The sequence below is a fragment of the Cypionkella sp. genome, assembly GCF_036782355.1.
Lineage (GTDB): Bacteria > Pseudomonadota > Alphaproteobacteria > Rhodobacterales > Rhodobacteraceae > Cypionkella.
Genome location: NZ_DAIPZF010000021.1, coordinates 24607 through 47082 on the forward strand (window position 1 = coordinate 24607; position 22476 = coordinate 47082).

25 protein-coding genes and 1 other RNA gene are annotated in these 22476 nt (G+C 61.1%); 20 read left to right on the top strand and 6 right to left on the bottom strand.

Annotation, left to right across the window (positions count from 1 at the left end):
• Positions 1-45 precede the first annotated feature (45 nt).
• From V7Q10_RS09725 to V7Q10_RS09750, 6 genes are read left to right on the top strand one after another with little or no spacing between them, the layout of a single operon-like run.
• Positions 46-717, top strand: coding sequence for an SURF1 family protein (locus tag V7Q10_RS09725; RefSeq protein WP_333868893.1), 672 nt, complete (start codon positions 46-48; stop codon positions 715-717).
• 9 nt (positions 718-726) lie between these two features.
• Positions 727-2112, top strand: coding sequence for a threonine synthase (gene thrC / locus V7Q10_RS09730; protein WP_333868894.1), 1386 nt, complete (start codon positions 727-729; stop codon positions 2110-2112).
• Entirely contained in the window at positions 2109-3368 is a 1260-nt protein-coding gene (locus V7Q10_RS09735; RefSeq protein WP_333868895.1) for a M16 family metallopeptidase, read from the top strand. The genes thrC and V7Q10_RS09735 overlap by 4 nt, the downstream gene beginning before the upstream one ends.
• A complete protein-coding gene (locus V7Q10_RS09740) occupies positions 3368-3952 on the top strand; it encodes a GNAT family N-acetyltransferase (protein ID WP_333868896.1) in 585 nt (194 codons plus the stop codon). The genes V7Q10_RS09735 and V7Q10_RS09740 overlap by 1 nt, the downstream gene beginning before the upstream one ends.
• Before the next feature lie 40 nt (positions 3953-3992).
• Positions 3993-4538, top strand: coding sequence for a DUF1697 domain-containing protein (locus V7Q10_RS09745; protein ID WP_333868897.1), 546 nt, complete (start codon positions 3993-3995; stop codon positions 4536-4538).
• Positions 4539-4544: 6 nt separating this feature from the next.
• Positions 4545-5960 (top strand): FAD-binding oxidoreductase, encoded by a 1416-nt coding sequence (locus V7Q10_RS09750; RefSeq protein ID WP_333868898.1) that lies wholly within the window; start codon positions 4545-4547, stop codon positions 5958-5960.
• 223 nt (positions 5961-6183) lie between these two features.
• Here the strand turns inward: V7Q10_RS09750 and V7Q10_RS09755 are convergent, their stop codons facing one another.
• Entirely contained in the window at positions 6184-6714 is a 531-nt protein-coding gene (locus tag V7Q10_RS09755; RefSeq protein WP_333868899.1) for an adenine phosphoribosyltransferase, read from the bottom strand.
• Between the two features lie 33 nt (positions 6715-6747).
• Positions 6748-7611 (bottom strand): S-methyl-5'-thioadenosine phosphorylase, encoded by an 864-nt coding sequence (locus V7Q10_RS09760; protein ID WP_333868900.1) that lies wholly within the window; start codon positions 7609-7611, stop codon positions 6748-6750.
• Positions 7612-7746: 135 nt separating this feature from the next.
• Here V7Q10_RS09760 and V7Q10_RS09765 point away from each other — a divergent pair, with 135 nt between their 5' ends.
• Positions 7747-8382 carry an exonuclease domain-containing protein gene (locus V7Q10_RS09765; RefSeq protein ID WP_333868901.1) on the top strand — a complete coding sequence of 212 codons (636 nt, stop codon included), beginning with the start codon at positions 7747-7749 and terminating at the stop codon, positions 8380-8382.
• Here the strand turns inward: V7Q10_RS09765 and V7Q10_RS09770 are convergent.
• On the bottom strand, positions 8372-9064 hold the full coding sequence (locus V7Q10_RS09770; RefSeq protein WP_333868902.1) for a metal-dependent hydrolase: 693 nt from the start codon (positions 9062-9064) through the stop codon (positions 8372-8374). The genes V7Q10_RS09765 and V7Q10_RS09770 overlap by 11 nt on opposite strands.
• Before the next feature lie 138 nt (positions 9065-9202).
• On the opposite strand from V7Q10_RS09770, the gene gatC reads away from it, so the two are divergent.
• The 6 genes from gatC to rpmG all read left to right on the top strand — a co-directional run bounded on the left by gatC (position 9203) and on the right by rpmG (position 13213).
• Complete coding sequence (gene gatC / locus V7Q10_RS09775) at positions 9203-9490, top strand: Asp-tRNA(Asn)/Glu-tRNA(Gln) amidotransferase subunit GatC (RefSeq protein ID WP_333868903.1); 288 nt, start codon at positions 9203-9205, stop codon at positions 9488-9490.
• Positions 9490-10968 carry an Asp-tRNA(Asn)/Glu-tRNA(Gln) amidotransferase subunit GatA gene (gatA, locus tag V7Q10_RS09780; protein ID WP_333868904.1) on the top strand — a complete coding sequence of 493 codons (1479 nt, stop codon included), beginning with the start codon at positions 9490-9492 and terminating at the stop codon, positions 10966-10968. The genes gatC and gatA overlap by 1 nt, the downstream gene beginning before the upstream one ends.
• A gap of 32 nt (positions 10969-11000) precedes the next feature.
• A complete protein-coding gene (locus V7Q10_RS09785; RefSeq protein WP_333868905.1) occupies positions 11001-11777 on the top strand; it encodes a hypothetical protein in 777 nt (258 codons plus the stop codon).
• A complete protein-coding gene (locus tag V7Q10_RS09790; RefSeq protein ID WP_333868906.1) occupies positions 11774-12448 on the top strand; it encodes an N-acetylmuramoyl-L-alanine amidase in 675 nt (224 codons plus the stop codon). Before V7Q10_RS09785 ends, V7Q10_RS09790 begins: the two co-directional genes overlap by 4 nt.
• A gap of 12 nt (positions 12449-12460) precedes the next feature.
• Positions 12461-12872, top strand: an RNA gene (gene rnpB / locus V7Q10_RS09795) — RNase P RNA component class A.
• A gap of 173 nt (positions 12873-13045) precedes the next feature.
• Positions 13046-13213 carry a 50S ribosomal protein L33 gene (rpmG, locus tag V7Q10_RS09800; protein WP_054005708.1) on the top strand — a complete coding sequence of 56 codons (168 nt, stop codon included), beginning with the start codon at positions 13046-13048 and terminating at the stop codon, positions 13211-13213.
• Between the two features lie 155 nt (positions 13214-13368).
• On the opposite strand, the gene V7Q10_RS09805 is transcribed toward rpmG, so the two are convergent.
• Both V7Q10_RS09805 and V7Q10_RS09810 read right to left on the bottom strand, forming a co-directional pair.
• Positions 13369-14091, bottom strand: coding sequence for a Bax inhibitor-1/YccA family protein (locus tag V7Q10_RS09805; protein ID WP_333868907.1), 723 nt, complete (start codon positions 14089-14091; stop codon positions 13369-13371).
• Between the two features lie 124 nt (positions 14092-14215).
• Complete coding sequence (locus V7Q10_RS09810; RefSeq protein WP_333868908.1) at positions 14216-14470, bottom strand: DUF1127 domain-containing protein; 255 nt, start codon at positions 14468-14470, stop codon at positions 14216-14218.
• 129 nt (positions 14471-14599) lie between these two features.
• On the opposite strand from V7Q10_RS09810, the gene V7Q10_RS09815 reads away from it, so the two are divergent.
• On the top strand, positions 14600-15532 hold the full coding sequence (locus tag V7Q10_RS09815) for a LysR family transcriptional regulator (protein WP_333868909.1): 933 nt from the start codon (positions 14600-14602) through the stop codon (positions 15530-15532).
• On the opposite strand, the gene V7Q10_RS09820 is transcribed toward V7Q10_RS09815, so the two are convergent.
• Positions 15485-16444 carry an NADPH:quinone oxidoreductase family protein gene (locus V7Q10_RS09820; RefSeq protein WP_333868910.1) on the bottom strand — a complete coding sequence of 320 codons (960 nt, stop codon included), beginning with the start codon at positions 16442-16444 and terminating at the stop codon, positions 15485-15487. The genes V7Q10_RS09815 and V7Q10_RS09820 overlap by 48 nt on opposite strands.
• A 381-nt stretch (positions 16445-16825) precedes the next feature.
• Here V7Q10_RS09820 and V7Q10_RS09825 point away from each other — a divergent pair, with 381 nt between their 5' ends.
• The 6 genes from V7Q10_RS09825 to V7Q10_RS09850 all read left to right on the top strand — a co-directional run bounded on the left by V7Q10_RS09825 (position 16826) and on the right by V7Q10_RS09850 (position 22466).
• Positions 16826-17185 carry a helix-turn-helix domain-containing protein gene (locus V7Q10_RS09825; protein ID WP_333868911.1) on the top strand — a complete coding sequence of 120 codons (360 nt, stop codon included), beginning with the start codon at positions 16826-16828 and terminating at the stop codon, positions 17183-17185.
• Positions 17186-17266: 81 nt separating this feature from the next.
• Entirely contained in the window at positions 17267-18058 is a 792-nt protein-coding gene (locus V7Q10_RS09830) for an inositol monophosphatase family protein (RefSeq protein ID WP_333868912.1), read from the top strand.
• Positions 18059-18174: 116 nt separating this feature from the next.
• A complete protein-coding gene (locus V7Q10_RS09835) occupies positions 18175-19509 on the top strand; it encodes an 8-oxoguanine deaminase (protein WP_333868913.1) in 1335 nt (444 codons plus the stop codon).
• A 187-nt stretch (positions 19510-19696) separates the two neighbouring features.
• Positions 19697-20875, top strand: a complete 1179-nt coding sequence (locus tag V7Q10_RS09840; RefSeq protein ID WP_333868914.1) for an aspartate aminotransferase family protein — start codon at positions 19697-19699, stop codon at positions 20873-20875.
• 79 nt (positions 20876-20954) lie between these two features.
• The gene (gene argF, locus V7Q10_RS09845; protein ID WP_333868915.1) at positions 20955-21881 is read left to right on the top strand and encodes an ornithine carbamoyltransferase; all 927 of its coding nucleotides are present in this window, start codon (positions 20955-20957) and stop codon (positions 21879-21881) included.
• Between the two features lie 96 nt (positions 21882-21977).
• Entirely contained in the window at positions 21978-22466 is a 489-nt protein-coding gene (locus tag V7Q10_RS09850; protein ID WP_333868916.1) for a DUF1993 domain-containing protein, read from the top strand.
• Positions 22467-22476: the final 10 nt, after the last annotated feature.

The following is a 22476-nucleotide window of genomic DNA, read 5'->3' on the forward strand; positions in this document are numbered from 1 at the left end:
GCCTGGCTTTTGCCTTGGCCCGCGCATTTCGTTTAAGGATAACCGATGAAGTTCCGTTTGGTTTCTGCACTGTTGCTGGGTTTGGCGGGGGTTGTGTTCCTGTGCAGTCTGGGCAGTTGGCAGATCGGGCGCATGTATGAAAAGCGCGCGCAACTGGATGAGATGACGGCGGGCATTTCCAGCCCTGCCGAGCCGGTGCCGCGCAGCTTTGACCGCGAGCGCGACCGCTATCGCCCCGTCACCGCCGAGGGCCGCTTTACCGGCGAGCAGCTTTATGTGCTGTCGGGCCAAGCCATGATCGGCGCCGGCGTGCAGGTGATTTCGGTGCTGGAAACCACGGACGGGCGGCGTTTGCTGGTGGATCGCGGCTTTTTGGTCGATGATGACAAGCACAAAGCCCTGACCGTGACGGATGTTAAAATCCTTGGCAATCTGATGTGGCCGCGTGATTCCAACGCCTATACGCCGCCGCCTGATGCCAAGACCGGACTTTGGTTTGCCCGCGACGCCGATGCGATGGCGGCCATTTTACACACCGAACCCGTGATCATCGTGGCGCGCGCGCCCACGGGTGACGGCATTTCGCCAATGCCGGTGGACACGGCCTCGATTCCCAACGACCATTGGGGCTATGCGATCACCTGGTTTTTGCTGGCTTTGGTTTGGGCGCTGATGACAGCGGGGCTTGTCTGGCGTATCACGCGACAAAAGAGTTAAGGGCAACAGATGCGGTATATCTCGACGCGGGGCGCGGCTCCGGTTTTGAACTTCGGCGAAGCGATGATGACGGGGCTGGCGCGCGACGGTGGGCTTTATGTGCCCGAAGTCGTGCCGCAGATGACCCATGCCGAGATCGCCGCCTTGGCAGGCCTGCCCTATGAGGAAATCGCCTATCGGGTGATGCGCCCCTTTATCGGCGATACCTTTGGCGATGTGGAATTCAAGGTGCTTTTGTCGAACGCCTACAAGGGCTTTGGCCATGCCGCCCGCGCGCCGCTGGTGCAATTGGGGCCGAATCATTTCCTGCTCGAGCTGTTTCACGGCCCGACGCTTGCCTTCAAAGACTTTGCCATGCAGCTGATCGGTCAGATGATGCAGGCCGCCCTTGCCAAAACCGGCGCGCGGATCACCATCGTCGGGGCCACCTCGGGCGATACCGGGTCGGCGGCTATGGAGGCCTTTCGCGGTCTTGCCAATGTTGATCTGTTCATCCTTTACCCGCATGGCCGGGTGTCTGATGTGCAGCGCCGCCAGATGACCACGCCGTCCGAGGCGAATGTGCATGCGCTGGCGATGGACGGCGATTTTGACGATTGTCAGGCGCGCGTCAAAGATATGTTCAACGACTTTGACTTTCGTGACGGCGTGCGGCTGGCGGGGGTGAACAGCATCAACTGGGCGCGGGTTCTGGCGCAGGTGGTGTATTACTTTAGCGCCGCGGTCAGCCTTGGCGCGCCGGCGCGGCCGGTGTCTTTCACCGTGCCCACCGGCAATTTCGGCGACATCTTTGCCGGCTATATCGCGCGCAAAATGGGCCTGCCGATCGAGCAATTGGTGATCGCCACCAACCAGAACGACATTCTGGACCGTGCGATCAAATCGGGTGACTATAAGACCAACGGCGTAAAGCCTTCGATCAGCCCGTCGATGGATATTCAGGTCTCGTCAAACTTTGAACGCGCCTTGTTTGATGCTTATGGTCGCGATGGCGCTGCGGTTGCGGCGCTGATGGACGAGATGAAGACCGGCGGTTTCAGCATCTCGCAAGGGGCTTTGCAGATGCTGCGCGAAACCTTCGCCTCGGGCCGCTGCTCTGAGGAAGAAACCCGCGCCACCATCACCCATGCCTATGCCACAACCGGCGAGGTGTTGTGCCCGCACAGCGCCGTGGGCGTCAAGGTTGCCGAAGAACATCTGGGCCAAGTGCCGATGATCACGCTGGCAACTGCGCATCCGGCGAAATTCCCCGATGCGGTCGAGGCTGCGATGGGCACAAGGCCCGCCTTGCCTGACCGCATGGCCGATTTGTTTGACCGCCCCGAACGCATGACGCGCGTGGCCAATGACTTGGGCGCGCTGCAAGCCCTGATCCGCGAAAGGATTGCGCTTTGACGCTTCGCCTGACCACCCTGCCGAACGGGTTTCGCATTGTCACCGAACACATGCCGGGGCTGAAAAGCGCCAGCGCTGGGGTTTGGGTGATGGCAGGGGGGCGGCATGAACGCCCCGAACAAAACGGCATCGCGCATTTTCTGGAACATATGGCCTTCAAGGGCACCAAGCGGCGCAGCAGCCTGCAAATTGCCGAGGAAATCGAGGATGTTGGCGGCTATATCAACGCCTATACCTCGCGCGAGATGACCGCCTATTACGCGCGTGTGCTTGAGGCCGACGTCGGCCTTGCGCTGGATGTGATCGGTGACATCGTGCTGAACCCCGCCTTTGACAAAAAGGAAATCGAGGTCGAGCGTCATGTGATCTTGCAAGAAATCGGCCAGGCTTTGGACACGCCCGACGACATCGTGTTTGATTGGCTGCAAGAGGTCTCCTACCCCGACCAAGCCTTTGGCCGCACCATTTTGGGGCCGGAAGAGCGGGTCAGCGCCTTTACCCGCAAGGATTTGCAAGGCTTTGTCGCCGAACATTACGGCCCCGGCCAGATGATCTTGGCCGCTGCTGGGGGTGTCGATCATGATGCGATTGTGCGCCAAGCCGAAGCGATGTTTGGCGCGATGACGCCAAAACCCGCCAGCACGTTTCAGCCCGCAACCTTTCGCGGCTCCGAGCGGCGCGAGATCAAGGATCTGGAGCAAGCGCATTTCGCCATGGCCTTCAACGCACCCGGTTACCGCGACCCCGATGTCTATACCGCGCAGGTCTACGCGATGACGATGGGCGGCGGCATGTCGAGCCGGCTGTTCCAAAAGGTGCGCGAAGAGCGCGGGCTGTGCTATTCGATCTTTGCGCAATCGGGGGCCTATGAAGACGCGGGCCAGATCACGCTTTACGCAGGCACCAGCGGCGAAGAGCTGGGCGATCTGACCCAGATCACCATCGACGAGATGAAGCGCGCCGCCGATGACATGTCCGAAGCCGAGGTCAACCGCGCCCGCGTGCAGCTTAAGGCGGGTCTGCTGATGGGGCTGGAAAGCCCCTCCAGCCGCGCCGAGCGTCTGGCGCGCCTGCTTGCGATCTATGACCGCGTGCCCGATATCGAAGAGGCGGTTGCGCGGATTGATGCGGTCTCGGTGCAAGATGTGCGCCGCTTTGCGGGTGAACTGACCTCTGCTGACACAGCCCTTGCGCTTTATGGCCCCGTCGCCGCGGCTCCGACGCTAGAGGATATTCGCAAACGGCTTCTTGCCTGATGCTGGGGTTTCGTCGCCGCATCAGCATTGAAACCGAGCGGATGACCCTGCGCCTGCCGACGCATGCCGATTTTCGCAGCTGGACCGAGCTGCGCGAAACCTCGGCGGATCACCTGCGGCCGTGGGAGCCGGTCTGGGCGCATGACCATCTGTCGCGCAAAGCCTTTACCAACCGCGTCTATTGGGCAGGTCGGGCCGAAGGGCAGGGCACCGCGCTGCCGTTGCTGATGTTTCACCGCGACGATCAACGCCTGCTGGGCGCGCTGACATTGGACAACATTCGCCGTGGCCCGGTGCAGGCGGGCACGCTTGGCTATTGGGTGGGCGCCCCCTTTGCGCGGCGCGGCTATATGAAAGAAGCGGTGCAAGCGCTGGTGCATTACGCTTTTTTCACCATGGATCTGTCGCGCATCGAAAGCGCCTGTTTGCCGGAAAACACCCCCTCGCGCGGAGTTTTGGAAAAAACCGGCTTTAAATATGAGGGCGTGGCGCAATCTTATCTGCAAATCAACGGGCGCTGGCGAAACCATGTGCTATACGCAAATTTACGGCACGACCGACGTGGCCGCACGGACGTAGGCTGACCCTACGCCGGAGCGGTCGGCAGTCGCCGAGGAGACCCCGATGTCCAAGATCAAAGTGCTGCTGCTGCGAGGCGTAAACGTCTCGGGCGCCAATCGCCTGCCGATGCCGGAGTTCCGGCAGATGCTGCTGGAATTGGGGCTGGCACAGATCCACACCCATATCCAAAGCGGCAATGCGGTCTTCGTCGATCCGGCGATTGCCGATCTGCAAGACAATATCACCGCCGCGATGAAAGACCGTTTCGGCTTCGCACCCGCGCAGTTCCTGATGGATTTGGCCGAATTTGACGCGATTGTCGCCGCCAACCCCTATGCCAAGCAGGCTGCCGTTGATGGTAGCAAAGTGCATATCTATTTCTTGGCAGGCCCGGTTCCCGCCGCCCAGATCTCGGCACTGACCAGCCTTGCAAAAGACGGCGAAGCTCTGGCGCAAACCGATCGCGCGCTTTATCTTTTGGCGCCAAATGGCCTAAACCGCTCGGCGCTTGCGGCCAAACTGGAAACCGGTATCACGCTGGCCAAAACCGAGCGCAACGTGACTTCGGCGCATGCGATTGCGGCTTTGGCGCGCACGATCACCTTGTGAGGTAACATGCTGAACTCTGCCGACCTGCCTTTTCTGGACGCCCTTGCGGCAGAGTTGCCCGACGATTGCCTGCGCCCGCCCGAGCCTCGGTATCTGACCGAGCCGCGCGGGCGCTGGCAGGGGCAGGCGGCGGCGGTGGCGCTGCCGCGCAGCGCGGCCGAGGTCGCAACCATCCTGCGCGCCGCCAATCGTGCCCGTGTCGGCGTGGTGCCATGGGGCGGCGGCACCGGGCTGGTCGGCGGGCAGTTGCAACCCACTGGGCCGCTGCCTGTGGTTTTGTCGCTCGAACGTATGGCGGGGCTGCGCGGAGCCTATCCGGCCGAATCCGTGCTGGTGGTCGAGGCGGGCATGGTGCTGGCACAGGTGCAGGCCGAGGCTGAAAAGCTGGGCCGGATCTTCCCGCTTGCGCTGGCCTCTGAAGGCACCTGCCAGATCGGCGGCAACCTTGCCACCAATGCAGGCGGGCTGAATGTGTTGCGCTACGGCAATACCCGCGATCTGTGCCTTGGCATCGAGGCGGTGCTGCCCGACGGCACGCTGTTCAACGGGCTAAAACGGCTGCGCAAAGACAACACCGGTTACGATCTGCGGCATCTGCTGATCGGGGCCGAGGGCACTTTGGGCGTGATCACCGCCGCCTCGCTGCGGCTTTATCCAAAACCCGCCGAGGCAGGCACGGCGCTGATCGCCGTTACCGACCCCGCTGCGGCTTTGGCGCTGCTTAGTCTTGCCGAAAGCCGTCTTTCCGGCATGATTTCGGGCTTCGAGCTGATCAGCCGCATCGGCCTCGATTTTCTGGCCGAAACCATGCCCGAGGTGACCAGCCCGCTCGGCGGCGGCCCCGCGTGGATGGTGCTGATCGACATCGGCCTGCCCGCAGGATTTGGCGTGGCCGCCGATCACCTTGCGGCGCTGTTTCAAGCGGGCCTTGCCGCAAACCTCTGCCAAGACGGCGTCATCGCCAGCTCCGAGGCACAGCGCGCAGCGCTTTGGCGCATCCGCGAATCCATCCCCGAAGGCAACCGCCGCATTGGTGCGGTTTCCAGCCATGACATCTCGCTTCCCCTCAGCCTGATCCCGCAGTTCATCGACCAAGCCGGCCCCGCCTTGGCGAAAATCGGCGATTGGCGGATCAATTGCTTTGGCCATCTGGGCGATGGCAATCTGCATTACAACGTTTTTCCCAACCACGGCAAATCCCGCAAGGACCACGAAAACCAACGCGAGGCAGTCAAGCAATGCGTCCACGATCTGGTGGATGCCTTAGGCGGTTCGGTCTCAGCAGAACATGGGCTGGGCCGGCTTAAGGTCGATGATCTTCTGCGCTACGGCGACGGCGGTAAAATCGCCGCCATGCGCGCGATCAAAGCAGCGCTTGATCCCAATGGCATCATGAACCCCGGCGCAATCTTGCAAAGCTAACAGCCCTTTCATCTGTCCTTAAATATCCCACGGGGGAGGCTGCAAAGCCGCAAGGATTTGCAGCCCGGGGGTGTGAAACCCCCGCCTTTGGCACATAAAGAAACGCCCTGCCGGAAAACCGACAGGGCGCTGGGGTTGGGTGGGTCACGTGTTGCAAGCAGCGCTTCCCTCTGGGCATCTGCCCGAGTGCCTTAAGTCTTAAAGTGATTCGCTGAATAAATGGTTAATGCCCGTCAAAACTGCAGAGCGCATGCACGCGCATGCCCATCGCCTCCAGCTTGCGCCGCCCGCCCAGCTCGGGCAGATCAATCACAAAGGCGCAGCCAATCACCTCGGCCCCCAAACGCTCGATCAACTTGATCCCGGCCTCGGCCGTGCCGCCGGTTGCCAAAAGATCATCCACCAGCAGCACCTTTTCGCCCGCCAGCATCGCATCTTGATGCACTTCGACCACGGCCTCGCCATATTCCAGCGTATAGGCCTGCGAGATCACCGCGCCGGGCAATTTGCCCTGCTTGCGGATCGGCACAAATCCGGTCGAAAGCTGATGCGCCACAGCCCCGCCCAGAATAAAGCCGCGCGCCTCTAGGCCTGCGACCTTGTCAATCGGCAGGCCAGCATAGGGCGCCAGCAATTGATCGACACAGATGCGAAACCCGCGCGGATCGGCAAACAGCGTGGTGACATCGCGAAACATGATGCCCTTGTGCGGAAAGTCGGGGATCGTGCGGATATAGTCTTTGACGGTTTTCATAGCTGGGCCTCTGTGTCGGGAATTGCGGCAGGCTTACAGCACCCGCCCCGCCACCGCATCCAGTTTCGCAACCAGATCGGCGTCGCGCTTGGCGGGGGCGGTCATGATCGCATGGGTCAGCGCATGGTCGCAGCCCTCGGGGCAGGGCGCGCGGGCGGGCAATAGCTTGGGCAGCTCTGCCACGGTGTTGCGCGCGGCATCGGCATTGGCCAGCAAGGTCTTGATCACCGCCGCCACATCCACGGCGCCGTGGTCAGGGTGCCAGCAGTCGTAATCGGTCACCATGGCGATCGAGGCATAGCAAAGCTCGGCCTCGCGCGCGAGCTTTGCCTCGGGCATCCCGGTCATGCCGATCACATCGGCGCCCCATTGGCGGTAAAGCCTCGACTCGGCTTGGGTCGAGAACTGCGGCCCCTCCATCGCCAGATAGGTGGCACGCGGATGGATCCGCACCCCCGCCGCGCTGGCTGCGGCCATACAGGCCGCCCCCAGTCGCGCGCAGGTCGGATGGGCAAGGCTGACATGGGCGACGCAACCGGGCCCAAAGAACGACGCCTCGCGCGCTACAGTGCGGTCAATATATTGATCCACCAGCACAAAATCGCCCGGCGCATAGTCTTCGCGCAGACTGCCCACCGCTGAAACCGCCACCACATCGGTGCAGCCCAGCCGTTTCAGCGCGTCAATATTGGCGCGGTAATTGATGCTGGACGGGGTTTGTACATGGCCGCGACCATGGCGCGGCAGAAAGGCCATGGGGATGCCGCCCAAACGGCCCAGCAGAACTTCGTCCGACGGGCTGCCCCAAGGGGTTTTCACCTTGACCCAAGACGCCCCCTCTAGCCCCGCAATATCATAGACGCCCGAGCCACCAATCACGCCGATCATCGGTTTCATCTGCGGCTCCTTTCGCGGGTGAGCCTTCAGTTTAGGGCGGCTTTCGCCGGTTGGGAAGGCCCCCTATGCCCGCGCGGGGTTGTTGTGCCGTGGCGACTGCCGTAGCCTGCCCGCCACAGCAGGGGTGGGGGATTTATGGCAGAGTGGCAGGCGCGCGGCGGACATTTGGCGGCAGCTTTGCCACAGGGCGCGTTCCGCTTTATCGCGCTGGATGTCGAAACTGCCTGTGGCGATGCCGCCAGCATTTGCCAAATTGGTCTGGCTTGCGTGCGCGAGGGCGGCGCGATTGAGACCTATGCCACCTATGTTGACCCGCAGATGCGGTTTTCAGGTTTTAACACCCAGCTGCACGGCATTGGCGCCGAACATGTCGCGGGCGCGCCGTTGTTTGGCGAAGCCTTGGCGCGCTTGGCGCCTTTGTTGTCGCGCCATCATCTGATCCAGCACAGCAGCTTTGATGCGCGCGCAATGCGGGCGGCCTGCGCCCGCTTTGGTCTGGCCGAGATCGCGTGGCGCTGGGGCGATTCTGTTAAAATCGCGCGGCGGGCTTGGCCCGAGTTTATCGGCAATGGCGGCCACGGTCTTGCGCATCTGAAACGGCAGTTGGGCCTGAGGTTCGAGCATCACGACGCGGGCGAAGATGCGCGGGCGGCGGCCATCGTGGTGTTGCAGGCCGAAGCGCGTCTGGGCATGAGCTTTGATCAGATCTTGAACCAGCCCGGACGCCGCGCGCCCGAGCCGATCTATCCGGTCTCTGACCTTATAGAGTGATCGCCTGCATCACCTGCGGCTCGATCACCTGCACCTTTGGCAGGGCTGCGACCAAGACATCTGCATTCTGCGCCAAAAGCGGGAAGGTGCGATAATGGCAAGGGATGATGGTCTTGAAGTCAAAGTATTTTTGCGAAGCATAGGCCGCACGCTGCATATCCATGGTGAAATGGCCGCCGCAGCACAGGATGCCAATATCGGGTTTGTGATAGTCGCCCATCCATTCCATATCGGCCATGATATCGGTATCGCCTGACAGATAGATCGTATGGCCTTCGCCTGCGATCATAAAGCCCGCCTCCGATCCTGCGGCGACGGGGCCTGCATCGGTGGCAAGGCTTGAAGAATGGCAGGCGTTGACCAGCGTGACCTTGGCGCCGTTCAGATCCATCGTGCCGCCTTTGTTAAAGCCCATCCCTGCGACGCCATCGCGCTTTTGCAGATAGGCCACCAGATCATAGATGCCGACCAGCGGCACCGACAGCTCGTTTGCAACAGCAATGACATCGCCGATATGGTCAGAATGGGCATGGGTCATCAGAATATGGGTGACCCCCGCAATCGCCTCTGCCCGCGCCTCGGCTGGAAACATCGGGTTGCCGGTAAACCAAGGGTCAATCAGCAGCACTGCGGATTCGATCTCGATGCGAAAGCTGGAATGGCCAAGCCATGTGATCTGCATTTTATGCTCCTGAAATTGCTTTGATCTATAGTAGGGCGGGCGAATGCGATGTCAAAGCGCCAGCCAAAGCCGCGCCGCCCTTGCAGCGCTGGGGCGGGAGGGCTAAACGAAGGAAACATCGAATTGGCGGAGACCCCCATGTCCATTGACATCGACACCGCGCGGAAGGTGGCCAAACTGGCCCGCATCGCCGTGCCCACGACCGACCTGCCCGCGCTGGCTGAAAAGCTGTCGGGCATCCTTGGGTTTATGGAGCAGTTGAACGAAGTCGATGTCGAGGGCATCGAGCCTATGACCTCTGTGACGCCGATGCGGTTGAAGCGGCGGGCAGATGTGGTGACGGATGGCAATATCCAAGCGGCGATCTTGAAAAATGCGCCTGATGCGCGCGAAGGCTTTTTTGCTGTGCCGAAGGTGGTGGAATAATGACTGCGAACACATGGACCATTGCTGCGGCGCGCGATGCGTTGCGTCGGGGCGAAATCTCGGCTGTTGATCTGACGATGTCTTGCCTGACGGCGATTGATGCAGGCGACGGGTTGAACGCCTTTGTGCACAAAACCCCCGAGATCGCGCTGGAACAGGCCCGCGCGGCGGATCTGCGGATCAAGGCCGGCGATGCGCCTGATATGTGCGGCATTCCGCTGGGCATTAAGGATTTGTTCTGCACCAAAGGTGTCGCAACCCAAGCGGCCTCGAACATCCTGAAGGGGTTCAAGCCCGAATACGAATCGACCGTGACGGGCAAGCTGTTTGACGCCGGTGCGGTGATGCTGGGCAAGCTGAACATGGACGAATTCGCCATGGGATCAAGCAATGAAAGCTCGTGCTATGGCCCTGCGGTCAACCCGTGGAAGGTTGATGACGCCAAACGCACGCCGGGCGGGTCTTCGGGCGGGTCTGCTGCGGCCGTGGCGGCTGATCTTTGCTTGGGGGCTACGGGCACTGATACGGGCGGCTCTATCCGCCAGCCCGCAGCCTTTTGTGGCATCACTGGCATCAAGCCCACCTATGGCCGTGTCAGCCGCTACGGCATTGTCGCCTATGCCTCGAGCCTGGATCAGGCGGGGCCGATGACCAAAACCGTGCGCGATGCGGCGATTTTCTTGCAAGCGATGGCGGGCCATGACGCGCGCGACAGCACCAGCGCCGACATTGCCGTGCCTGACTTTGAGGCAGCACTTACCGGCGACATTCGCGGCAAAAAGATCGGCATTCCGCGCGAATACCGCATCGAAGGCATTCCCGCCGAGATTGACGCGCTTTGGGCGCAGGGCCGCGACATGCTGCGCGATGCCGGGGCCGAGATTGTGGATATCTCGCTGCCACATGCGAAATATGCACTGCCAGCCTATTATGTGATCGCCCCTGCCGAAGCCTCGAGCAACCTCGCGCGCTATGACGGGGTGCGCTATGGCCACCGCGCCGCCCTGCAATCGGGCGATGGCATCACCGAGATGTATGAAAACACCCGCGCCGAGGGCTTTGGCCCCGAGACCCAGCGCCGGATCATGGTTGGCACCTATGTGCTGTCAGCCGGTTTTTACGACGCCTATTACAACCGCGCGCGCAAAGTGCGGGCCTTGATCAAGCGCGATTTCGAGCAGGCCTTTGCTGCGGGCATCGACGCGATTTTGGCGCCTGCCACGCCGTCTAGCGCCTTTGCCTTGGGCGAGATGGACAAGGCGACGCCGGTCGAGGTTTACCTGAACGACGTCTTCACCGTCACCGCCAACCTTGCTGGCTTGCCTGGCGTTGCGGTGCCGATGGGGCTTGATAGCAAGGGCCTGCCGATGGGGCTGCAACTTTTGGGTCGGCCATGGGATGAGGGCGGTTTGCTTAATCATGCCTATGTTCTGGAACGCGCTGCGGGCTTTGTGGCAAAGCCTGATAAATGGTGGTAAGGGCCAAAGGATAACAAACTTTGGGGCAAAACATGCGTCGTTCCGTTTTTACCTTGGCTGTTCTGAGTCTGGCCGCCTGCAATCCTGTGGTGCCAGATTCCGCGGCTGGGGTGGGGTTTTCCGACTATAGCAGCTATCCGGCGGCGCCTTTGTCGGCAATGCCTATGCAGCCGCAACCGCTGGCAGGCTCGGGCTTTTCCACCGCTGCCGCCGCCGCCGCAATCGATAAGGCCGAGGGCAAGACACCCGATGCGCGGATCGCTTCGGTGCCAGTTTTGCAGCAGGCGGCACCTTTGCCGCAATCGGCCTCCAGCTATGGTCAGCCCTTGGTGACAGGGTCGATCATCGGTTCGGCCAATCGCCCGCGGGGCAATGCGCCCGCTGGCATTGTCGAGACCACTTCGGAAATGCAATCAGTTGCGAAGATTTCGGATGAGCAAGACTTTGACGCCGTGTCGCAGCGCGAAACCATCGAGAGCGACAAGGTGCGGATAGACCGCAACCGCGCGCAATATCAGATCGACCAGCCCACTGCCTTGCCGCAGCGGGTGGGCGAGGCGGGGCCAAATATCGTGCAATTTGCGCTGTCTTCGCGCAACCCACGCGGCACGCAAGTTTACCGGCGCAGCGGTCTGCGGCTGACCAGCTATAACGCGGCCTGCGCGCGCTATGCCTCGCCCGATCTGGCGCAAGAGGCGTTTTTGAACGCGGGTGGCCCAGTGCGTGACCGCAAAGGCCTTGATCCAGACGGTGACGGCTATGCCTGCGCTTGGGATCCTGCCCCCTTCCGCGCGGCTGTGCAGAATTGATCGCCTTCCCCTCGCCGAATTTCTCTGATCGGCGAGGTGGGGCGCTGCCTTCGCTGATCGTGATCCATTACACCGCCATGGCCAGTTGTGCCGAGGCGCGCGCGCGGCTCTGTGCGCCCGAACACGAGGTCTCGGCGCATTGGTTGCTGTCCGAGGCGGGGCAGGCCGAGGCGCTGGTCCCCGAGGCGCTGCGGGCCTGGCACGCGGGGGTGGGGGCATGGGCGGGGATCACGGATGTGAACAGCCACTCCATCGGCATCGAGCTTGCCAATACCGGCAGCCAACCCTTTCCCGAACCGCAGATGGCAGCCCTAGAGGATCTGTTGCGCGGCATCATGGCGCGCTGGCAGATCGCACCGCAAGGCGTGATCGGGCATTCCGACATGGCGCCCTTACGCAAATCCGACCCCGGAGCGCGGTTTGACTGGCGGCGCTTGGCGCGGCAAGGCCTGTCGATCTGGCCTGCGGACGTCGCCGCTGCGCCCGCCGAGGCCTTCCTGCCCGCGCTTAGGTGCTTTGGCTACCCAGAGGCTCCCCCCGAAGCGCTGCTGACCGCCTTTCGGCTGCGCTTTCGCCCTACGGCGCGCGGGCCGCTGGATAGCATTGATGCAGGCATGGCCTGCGCGCTTGCCCGCCGCTTCGCGGTTGACGACGCGCCCGTGCCAGCGTAAGCCCCGCCTCGCGCGGATGGCTGGATGACCGCGGGCGGCAACGCTCGAGGAAAGTCCGGACTCCATGAAGGAAGGGTGCCGGATAACGTCCGGCGGGGGTAACCCCAGGGAAAGCGCCACAGAGAAAAGACTGCCTTGGTGTCAGGCTTCGGTCTGACGGATCCAGGGCGATGGTGAAACGGTGGGGTAAGAGCCCACCACGGACTTGGTAACAAGGACGGTATGGCAAGCCCCACCCGGAGCAATGCCGAATAGGGGCCCTGTGTCGTAAGGTCCGCGCTAGCGGAGACCACGGCAGGGACACTTCAGCCCAGGGGCCCGGGTTGGCAGCTTGACTGCTCGTGGTAACACGGGTGGCAGAGGAATGGTCATCCAGAGGGGGCAACCCCTTGGACAAAATCCGGCTTATAGGCCATCCGCGCAATTTTATCCCCCCTTGGCAGAGCTTGGCCGCCCCTGCGCAGGAATGTTTGGGTGCATGGTCGATTCCGCTGCTGAATTTGCGGAATCGCTGTTGACTCTGCCCCTCGCGCAAGTAAAAGGCAGGCTCAAGGATTTGCGGGGCAACGGTGTTTCCCCGATGCAGGAGAGACGACTATGGCCAAACCGGCGACGATCAAGATCCGTCTGAACTCGACGGCTGGCACCGGACACTTCTATGTGACCAAGAAGAATGCCCGGACCATGACCGAGAAGATGACAGTCAACAAGTATGACCCCGTAAAGCGTCAGCATGTTGAATACAAAGAAGGCAAGATCAAGTAAGATCTGCCCTCAGCTTTCTAGAATTGCCGCGCCTTTGGGCGCGGTTTTTCATTTTGTGCCTCAGGCTTTTATCCGCTGTGGATTGTGGGGCAGGGGACTAAACGCAAAAGGGCCGCAGTTTCCTGCGGCCCTTTGTGTTTGATGATAGCTTTGGGTTATTCGCGGTTGCCCAAGAAGCGCAGCAAGAACATGAACAGGTTGACGAAATCAAGGTAGAGCGTCAGCGCGCCCATGATCGCCGATTTCCCAAGCCAAGCCTCGTCGCCATATTGTGCGTGTTCAATATAGTCGGCCTTGATCTTCTGGGTGTCCCAAGCGGTCAGGCCAGCAAAGATCAGCACGCCAATCACCGAGATCGCAAAGTTCAGCGCCGAAGAGGCGAGGAAGATATTGACCACCGAGGCCACCAAAAGACCGATCAGACCCATGACAAGGAACGAACCCACGCCTGACAGATCTTTCTTGGTGGTATAGCCATAAAGCGACAGACCCGCGAAAGAGATGGCGGTGACAAGGAAGGTCTGCGCGATCGACACGCCGGAATAAACCGCGAAGATAAACGACAGCGAAAGACCAAAGGCCGCCGCATAGACATAGAAGAACAGCTGCGCGGCCGCGACCGAAAGCTTGTTAATCATGGCGCCAAAGGCAAATACCATCGCCAGCGGGGCGAACATCACCACCCACTTAAGCGGCGAGCCAAAGATCACTTGCAGCATCGCAGGGCTGGTGCCAACGGCCCAAGCCACAGCGCCCGTGATGATCATCGCCACGGACATCAGCCCGTAGACTTTATTCATATGGGCGCGAAGCCCAGCGTCGATCTGCGAGGCGCGCGCGCCTACGCCAACTGTGCGAATTGTATCGTACTCAGCCATGACAGCCTCCGGTTGAAGGGTGAGGGGGCGTTTTTACCGCACCCCCGAATGCCTTCAATATTGGGACTATGCTTGTAGATTTCAAGGATATATCGGCAGAAAATCCTATAACCGTGCCAATGACTTAGCGGCGCCAGTTTGTCGGTACATCCCAAAATGCGCGCTTTGCCTCGGTCTGGGCTTGTGCGGCGGTCAGGCCAAGGTCGGCCAATCGGGTACTGTCAAGCCGGCCAAGGTGGCGGCGCTGGCTGCGAGCGACAAACGCAAGGCGCGCAAGGGTCATCAGGTCGGCAACAGCAAAGCCGCGCGTCTGCACATGGGAAACAGCCATTGTGGAGAGGGTGAGCGAGGCGAACATGGTCTTTCCTTTCAGGAACATCGGTAACGGGATGCGCGGCGCCTCGTCTTTGTGACCGGCAGGCCTTCACATCGCTTGATTGATATAGGGCAAAGGCGCATATTATGAAAATGAATGCTTTTGAAGTCTCACATCAGGAATTGTGATGTCATGCGGAATCTGGATCTGACCTCCTTGCGGTCTTTTGTGGCGATTGCCGATGCGGGCGGGGTGACGCGGGCGGCTGGGTTTTTGAACCTGACGCAATCGGCGGTTTCTATGCAAATCAAGCGGTTAGAGGAAATGCTGGGCACGCAGATCTTGGATCGCTCGGCGCGGCAAGTCGGGCTTACGCCTTCGGGCGAACAGCTTTTGGGCTATGCCCGCCGCATGTTGGCGCTGAATGACGAGATTTTCGGCAAGCTGACGCGGTCCGAGCCCGAGGGCGAGATCGTGCTGGGGGTGCCGCATGACATCGTCTATCCGGCGATTCCCCAGGTGCTGCGCCGCTTTGCCAAAGACTATCCGAAAATGCGGGTCAGTCTGATTTCGTCCTTCACACGAGTGCTGAAGGCGCAATTTGCCCGAGGGGAATGCGATGTGATCCTGACCACGGAAAAGGATGTTGGTGCGGGCGGGGAAACCATTGCCGAGCTGGATCTGATCTGGGTCGGTGCCCCGGGTGGCGCGCGCTGGAAACAGCGGCCGCTGCGGCTGGCCTATGAGCACAATTGCTTTTTCCGTCAGGGCGTGCAGGCCGAGTTGGACCGCGCTGGCATTGCTTGGGAAATGGCGGTCGAGGCCGATAGCACGCGGGTGGTCGAGGCCACGGTTTCGGCCGATCTGGCGGTGCATACCGTCTTGCAAGGCTCCGAGCCGCCCTATGTCGAACGCATCAACCACGGTGGCCAATTGCCCGATCTGTCGCGGATGAAGGTGAACCTTTACATCGCCGATCCCGCGCATTCCGAAGCGGTCTTGGCGCTGGGCGCGATGATCCGGCAGGCCTATGTCGCGCGCCCCGGCAGGCCGGTGGTGTCCGAGCGCGGCGATGGCCTACAGCAGGATCACCACCTTGCCGGTGGCCTGTCGGCTGCGCAATAGCGCGAGCCCCTGCGGGTATTGCGCGAAGGGCAGTTGGTGCGAGATATGCGGGTGAAGACCGCCCGCTTCGAACCACGCGAATAGGGTTTGCAAGCTTTGGGTTAAGATATGTGGCGCAAACTCCAGATAGCTTCCCCAGTAAAGCCCCATGACGGTTAGATTTTTCACCAGCAGTAGGTTGGCTGCAATCTGCGGTACCTCGCCCGAGGCGAAACCGATGCATAAAATCCGCGCCTCGGGACGGCAGGCCGAGAGTGCCGCGCGAAAGCCCGCGCCGCCCACGGCGTCATAGACCACATCGACACCGCCCAAAGCCTTAAGCGCGGCCTTCAGATCGGGTGTGTCGCTGTCGATCAGTACATCTGCCCCCGCTTGGGCTGCGATTTGTAACTTGGCCACCCCGCGCGCGCAGGCCACCACCCGCGCGCCCATCCGCTTGCCAATTTCGACCGCCGTCAGCCCAACGCCGCCGGCTGCCCCCATCACCAGCAGCGTCTCGCCCGCCTGAAGGCGTGCGCGATGATCCAGCGCCAGATGCGAGGTGCCATAGGCAATCTGAAAGGCTGCGGCTTGGGCAAAGCTCATGCTTGCGGGCAAAGCCACCAGACGCGCCACTGGCACCACGGCATAATCGGCCAAACCGCCCGACCCCGCAAAGGCCGCAACGCGGGTGCCAAGGGCGGGGCCAGCGGTATTGGGCCCCAGCGCCTCGATCACGCCCGAAAACTCCATTCCGGCGGTAAAGGGCGGTGGCGGCGTTTGCTGGTAGCTGCCCTCTTGCATCAGCAAGTCGGCAAAATTTAACCCGCAGGCCTTGACGCGGATCAGCGCTTCACCGGCTTGGGCGATGGGGCGGGGGCAAGGCTGAAGGATTGCCGGCTGTCCCAGTTGCGTTACGCGCCAAGCGTGCATGGTGGTCTCCTGTTTATGCCTTTGGTGTCAGTTGCTTGACCTTACGGCAGGATATAGTCCCGCAGGCGACAAAAGCCAGAGAATATCCGTCTTTTTGCGTTCGGAAGCTTTGCATATTGCAAAAAATAGGTGCAAATCTTTGCAAAATGAAACGATAAATGATACGCACGCAGGGGGCGAGTGCGGAGGGGTGCCTTGACCCTTTTGGGCGTTTTTGCCGAATTAGATCAATTAACTATACCTACTGTATAATTAGACATATCCAAAAAGATAGGTTTAGGTACTTGCTAAAAATACTTACTCTTTCTGCTGTCGGCCCCCTGCTTTGGCATGAAATCTGCTTGTAGAGGCCAGTTACGGAATGATATATTGGAGACTGTTATGAAGCACCCCGTTGACGCCCATGTCGGCAAACGCATCCGCCATCGTCGGTGGATGATCGGCATGACGCAGCAGCAGCTGGCAGACAAAGTCGGCATCAAATTTCAGCAGATCCAAAAATATGAAACCGGCATGAACCGCGTCAGCGCCTCGCGGCTTTGGGATATTTCGGATGCTTTAGGCGTGACGATTGCCTTTTTCTTTGAAGGCCTGTCGGATGCCAAAGACGCTGTTCAGCCCGATGTCGATATGATGGCTGACAAAGAGGCGCTAGAGCTGGTGCGGTCCTATTACGCCATTCCCGAGGCACTGCGTCGCCGCTTGTTTGATCTGGCCCGTGTCTTAAGCGAAGCCGCCTAACCCGCAGCCAGACTTGACCCGCTGCACCAGAGGCGCTAGCCCGCTTGCACAAGCGTCTCTGGATTTCTGCTGGGGGGAACTATGACTGCATTCGATGCTCAGGATCTGATCGAGACTGCTGCCGAATTGGCCGATGCCGCGCGGGCAGCGACCTTGCTGCATTTTCGCTCTGCCGGATTGACCGCCGATACCAAAGAGGCCGAACGCTTTGACCCCGTCACCGTGGCGGATCGGCTGTCGGAACAGCGCATGCGCGAGATTTTGGCGCGCAGGCGGCCGAATGACGCGATCTTGGGCGAAGAATATGGTGCAACCAGCGGCACTTCGGGGCTGACTTGGGTGCTGGACCCGATCGACGGCACCCGTGGCTATCTGTCAGGCACGCCAACGTGGGGCGTGCTGATTTCGGTGCGTGATGCCTCTGGGGTGATCTATGGGCTGATTGATCAGCCCTATATCCGCGAGCGGTTCGAGGGTGGCTTGGGCCGGGCCGAGGTCAACGGCCCCTCTGGCCGCGCCGATCTGCGCACCCGTGCGCCGCGCGTCTTGGATCAAGCGATTTTGCTGTCGACCTTTCCCGAAGTCGGCACGCCTGCCGAAGCCGCCGCCTTTCGCCGTGTCGCATCGCAGGCCAAATTGGTGCGCTATGGCATGGATTGCTATGGCTATGCCCTTTTGGCTGCGGGCCAAGTCGATCTGGTGATCGAGGCAGGTCTGCAAGCCTATGATGTGCAAGCCCCGATTGCGGTGATCGAAGCTGCTGGCGGGCTTGTCACCGATTGGCAGGGCAAGCCTTGCCTGAATGGCGGGCAGGTCTTGGCCGCCGCCAACCCGCAGATCCACGCCGAGGCGATGGCGCTGCTGAACGCCTAGCACTTTTCGCTTTGGCTGGACTGCAAGCTTTGCTAATCAGGGCCTGACGCGTCCTTTGTCCCCCTTCTGGCGTCATGGTCCCGATCCACCGAAGGGGGTGGTGCAAAGGGGCAGTCATGACCGAAATTCTTATCCGCAACGCCGATGTTGTTGTCACGATGAACGCGCAGCGCGCAGAAATCGCGCAGGGCGATGTGCTGATCCAAGGCGGTGTGATTGCCGCTGTCGGCCAAGGCCTGACAACCACAGGTCAGGTGATCGAGGCAAAGGGCTGCGTTGTGACCCCCGGTTTGGTCAACACCCACCACCATCTGTACCAAACCCTGACCCGCGCCGTGCCGGGGGGGCAGGACGCGCTGCTGTTTGGCTGGCTGAAAACGCTTTATCCGATCTGGGCGAAATTTGGCCCTGAAGAGATGTTCGTTTCGGCGCAAATCGGGCTGGCAGAGCTGGCGCTTTCTGGCTGCACGCTGACCTCGGATCACCTTTATCTGTTTCCCAATGGCGCGCGGCTGGATGATACCATTGCCGCCGCACAAGAGGTTGGTCTGCGCTTTCATCCCACCCGTGGCGCGATGAGCATCGGCGAAAGCGATGGCGGCCTGCCACCCGACAGTCTGGTCGAAGCCGAAGCTGCCATTCTGGAAGACTGCATTCGCGTCGTGGACGCGCACCACGACCCCCGCGAAGGGGCGATGGTGCGGGTGGGCATTGCGCCCTGCTCGCCCTTTTCGGTGTCGCGCGATCTGATGCGGGATGCGGCGGTTTTGGCGCGCGACAAGGGCGTGATGCTGCACACCCACCTGGCTGAAAACGAAGAAGATATCGCCTATTCGCTGGCCAAATTCGGCTGCCGCCCCGGCCAATATGCCGAAGATCTGGGCTGGACGGGGGATGATGTCTGGCACGCGCATTGCGTGAAACTTGACGCAGGCGAGATCGACCTCTTTGCGCGCTCGGGCACCGGTGTGGCACATTGCCCCTGCTCGAACTGCCGGCTTGGCTCGGGCATAGCCCCGCTGCGGGCGATGCGCGATGCTGGGGTTAAGGTCGGGCTGGGGGTGGACGGCTCTGCCAGCAATGACGCCGGCAATCTGCTGCTCGAGGCGCGCCAAGCTCTGCTGTTGCAGCGCGTCGCCTTGGGGGCCACGGCGCTAAGCGCGCGCGAGGCGCTCGAGGTCGCAACCCTGGGCGGTGCCCGCGTGCTGGGGCGGCCCGATTGTGGCAGCCTTCAGACCGGCAAACGCGCCGATATCGCGATCTGGGATGTCTCGGGGATCGAGGCTGCCGGCTCTTGGGATCCGGTCGCAAGCCTGATCCTCTGCGGCCCGACCCGGGTGCGCGATCTCTTTGTCGAAGGCCGCGCGGTGGTGCGGGGTGGCATGGTCACCACGATTGATCTGCCCCGCGTGATCACGCGGCAAAACCAGCTGGCCCGCCGCCTGATCTGACAACTTTACAGAGCCTGCACTTTGCGCTAACCACAGCTGCATGATCAACCGGACCGCCATTATCGCCCGTCCCCGACGCCAGCACCGCTGACGTTTGATCGCGCTTGCCTTGCGCCTCAAGGCATTTCCGTTGACTTCCCCCCTTCGCCTTGGCTAACCCTTGGCTTTCCCGTGAAAGGTCACGATCATGATCTCTGCCGTTTTGCCCACCTATAACCGTGCGCCGCTTGCCTTTGTCAAAGGCGAAGGCTCTTGGCTGATCACGCAAGAGGGCAGCCGATATCTGGATCTTGGCGCGGGCATTGCGGTCAATGCGCTGGGCCATGCCCATCCTGCCTTGGTGGCGGCGCTGACCGAACAGGCAGGGCAGCTTTGGCATGTCTCGAACCTTTATCAAATCCCACAGCAACAACAGCTGGCTGAAATGCTGGTGGACAAGACCTTCGCCGATACGGTGTTCTTCACCAATTCCGGCACCGAGGCCGCCGAGCTTGCGATCAAAATGGCGCGCAAATACCACTATGAACGTGGCCAAGCCGACCGCGTGCAGATCCTCAGCTTTGACGGCGCCTTCCACGGCAGATCCACCGGTGCCATCGCCGCCGCGGGCTCTGAGAAAATGACCAAGGGCTTTGGCCCCTTGATGCCGGGCTTCAGGCAACTGCCTTGGGGCGATCATGCCGCCTTGCAGGCCGCAATTACTGATCAAACCTGCGCCGTGATCATCGAACCGATCCAGGGCGAGGGCGGCATCCGCGTGGTGCCCGACCAATGCCTGAAAGGCCTGCGCGATCTGTGCGACAGCACCGGCACACTGCTGATCTTTGACGAGGTGCAATGCGGGGTGGGGCGCAGTGGCAAGCTGTTCGCCCATGAATGGGCAGGCGTGACCCCCGACATCATGATGGTCGCCAAAGGCATCGGCGGCGGCTTTCCCTTGGGTGCAGTGCTTGCCACCGAGGCTGCGGCCTCTGGCATGGTCGCAGGCAGCCATGGCTCGACCTATGGCGGCAATCCGCTTGGCTGCGCCGTTGGGCTGGCGGTCTTGCAGATCGTTGCCGAGGACAGCTTTCTCGATGCCGTCAGCCAAAAATCCGCACAGTTCCGTCAAGGCCTTGAAGGTCTGGTCGCAGCGCATCCGCAAGTCTTCGAGGCCGTGCGCGGCCAAGGCCTGATCTTGGGGCTGAAATGCAAGGCCAGCAACCTTGATATCGTCAAAGCCGCCTACGGCGAACATCTGCTGACGGTGCCTGCGGCTGATAATGTCATCCGCCTGCTGCCGGCGCTGAACATCTCAGCTCCCGAGATCACCGAGGCCCTCGCCCGCCTTGATCGCGCCGCAACCGCGCTGGAAGCCACGCTCTAACCCTTTCGCCTGTCTAAAAATATCCCACGGGGGTCCGGGGGTGGGAAACCCCCGGCGGCCTGTCAGAAAGAACCAAAACATGAAGCATTTTCTCGATATTCACAAAACCGACGCCCCCGAGTTGCGGGCGATGATCGACAGCGCCCATGCGATGAAACGCGCACGCCAAAACCGCCCCAAGGGCACGCCGGATGACGATCAGCCGCTTGCGGGCCGCATGGTGGCGCTGATTTTCGAAAAACCCTCGACCCGCACCCGGGTGTCTTTTGACGTCGGCGTGCGTCAATTGGGCGGGCAGACCATGGTGCTTTCGGGCAAGGAAATGCAGCTTGGCCACGGCGAAACCATTGCCGACACCGCCCGCGTGCTGTCGCGCTATGTCGATCTGATCATGATCCGCACCTTCGAAGAGGCGACGCTATTGGAAATGGCCGAACATGCCACGGTTCCGGTGATCAACGGGCTGACCAATCGCACCCACCCCTGCCAGATCATGGCCGATGTGATGACCTACGAGGAACATCGCGGCCCGATTGCCGGCAAAAAGGTGGTCTGGGCGGGTGACGGCAACAATGTCGCCGCCTCTTTCTTGCACGCGGCCGGCCAGTTTGGCTTTGATTTCACCTTTACCGGCCCTGAAACACTTGATCCTGAAGCAAATTTTGTGGGCTTTGCCCGCGGCAAAGGCAGCCGCGTCACCATTGAACGCGATCCGGTCAAGGCCTTTGCTGGCGCCGATCTGGTGGTGACGGACACCTGGGTCTCGATGCATGACCCTGAATCCGCCAAGGAACGCCGGCACAATCAACTGCGCCCCTATCAAGTGAATGAGACGCTGATGGCCCATGCCAAGCCAGACGCTTTGTTCATGCATTGCCTGCCCGCGCACCGCAATGACGAGGCGACAAGTGCGGTGATGGACGGCCCGCATTCGGTGATCTTTGACGAGGCCGAAAACCGGCTGCACGCGCAAAAAGCCGTGATGCGCTGGTGCTTGGGGCTTTAGCGCAAAATCTTGGGGCGTCGGTGATGGCGCCCCTTGCTTTTGCGCTGAATTGATCGCCTTGATGCGGGCAGAAAATCTGCTTTGCAAAGGTGCATCATGCAATCTCCTGTTCCTGTCTTTACCCATTCCCTGACGGCGCTTTCAAAGATCCTTGAAAAAGCCGAGGCGCATCAGACCGCCAAAAACATCAAACCCGAGGTGATGCCGCAGCTGCGCCTGATCGCCGATATGCTGCCGCTTTGGCGTCAGGTGACGATTGCTTGCGATCATGCCAAAGGCGCTTGCGCGCGGTTGGCGGGGCTGCCGGTTCCCAGCTTTGCAGACAGCGAAACCACGCTGGCCGAGCTGAAAGACCGCGTCGCCAAGACGCTTGAATTCATCGCCACCGTGCCAGCCGAGGCCTTTAAAGACGCCGAAGCCCTGACCATCACCCTAAAGGCTGGCCCGCGCGAGTTGAGCTTTCCGGCCTCTGACTATTACCACCTGTTTGCGGTGCCGAACTTTTACTTCCACATGTCGACCTGCTACGCGATCCTGCGCGCCAATGGCGTCGAGATCGGCAAGACCGACTTTCTGGGCGCGTAACGCCGCCTGA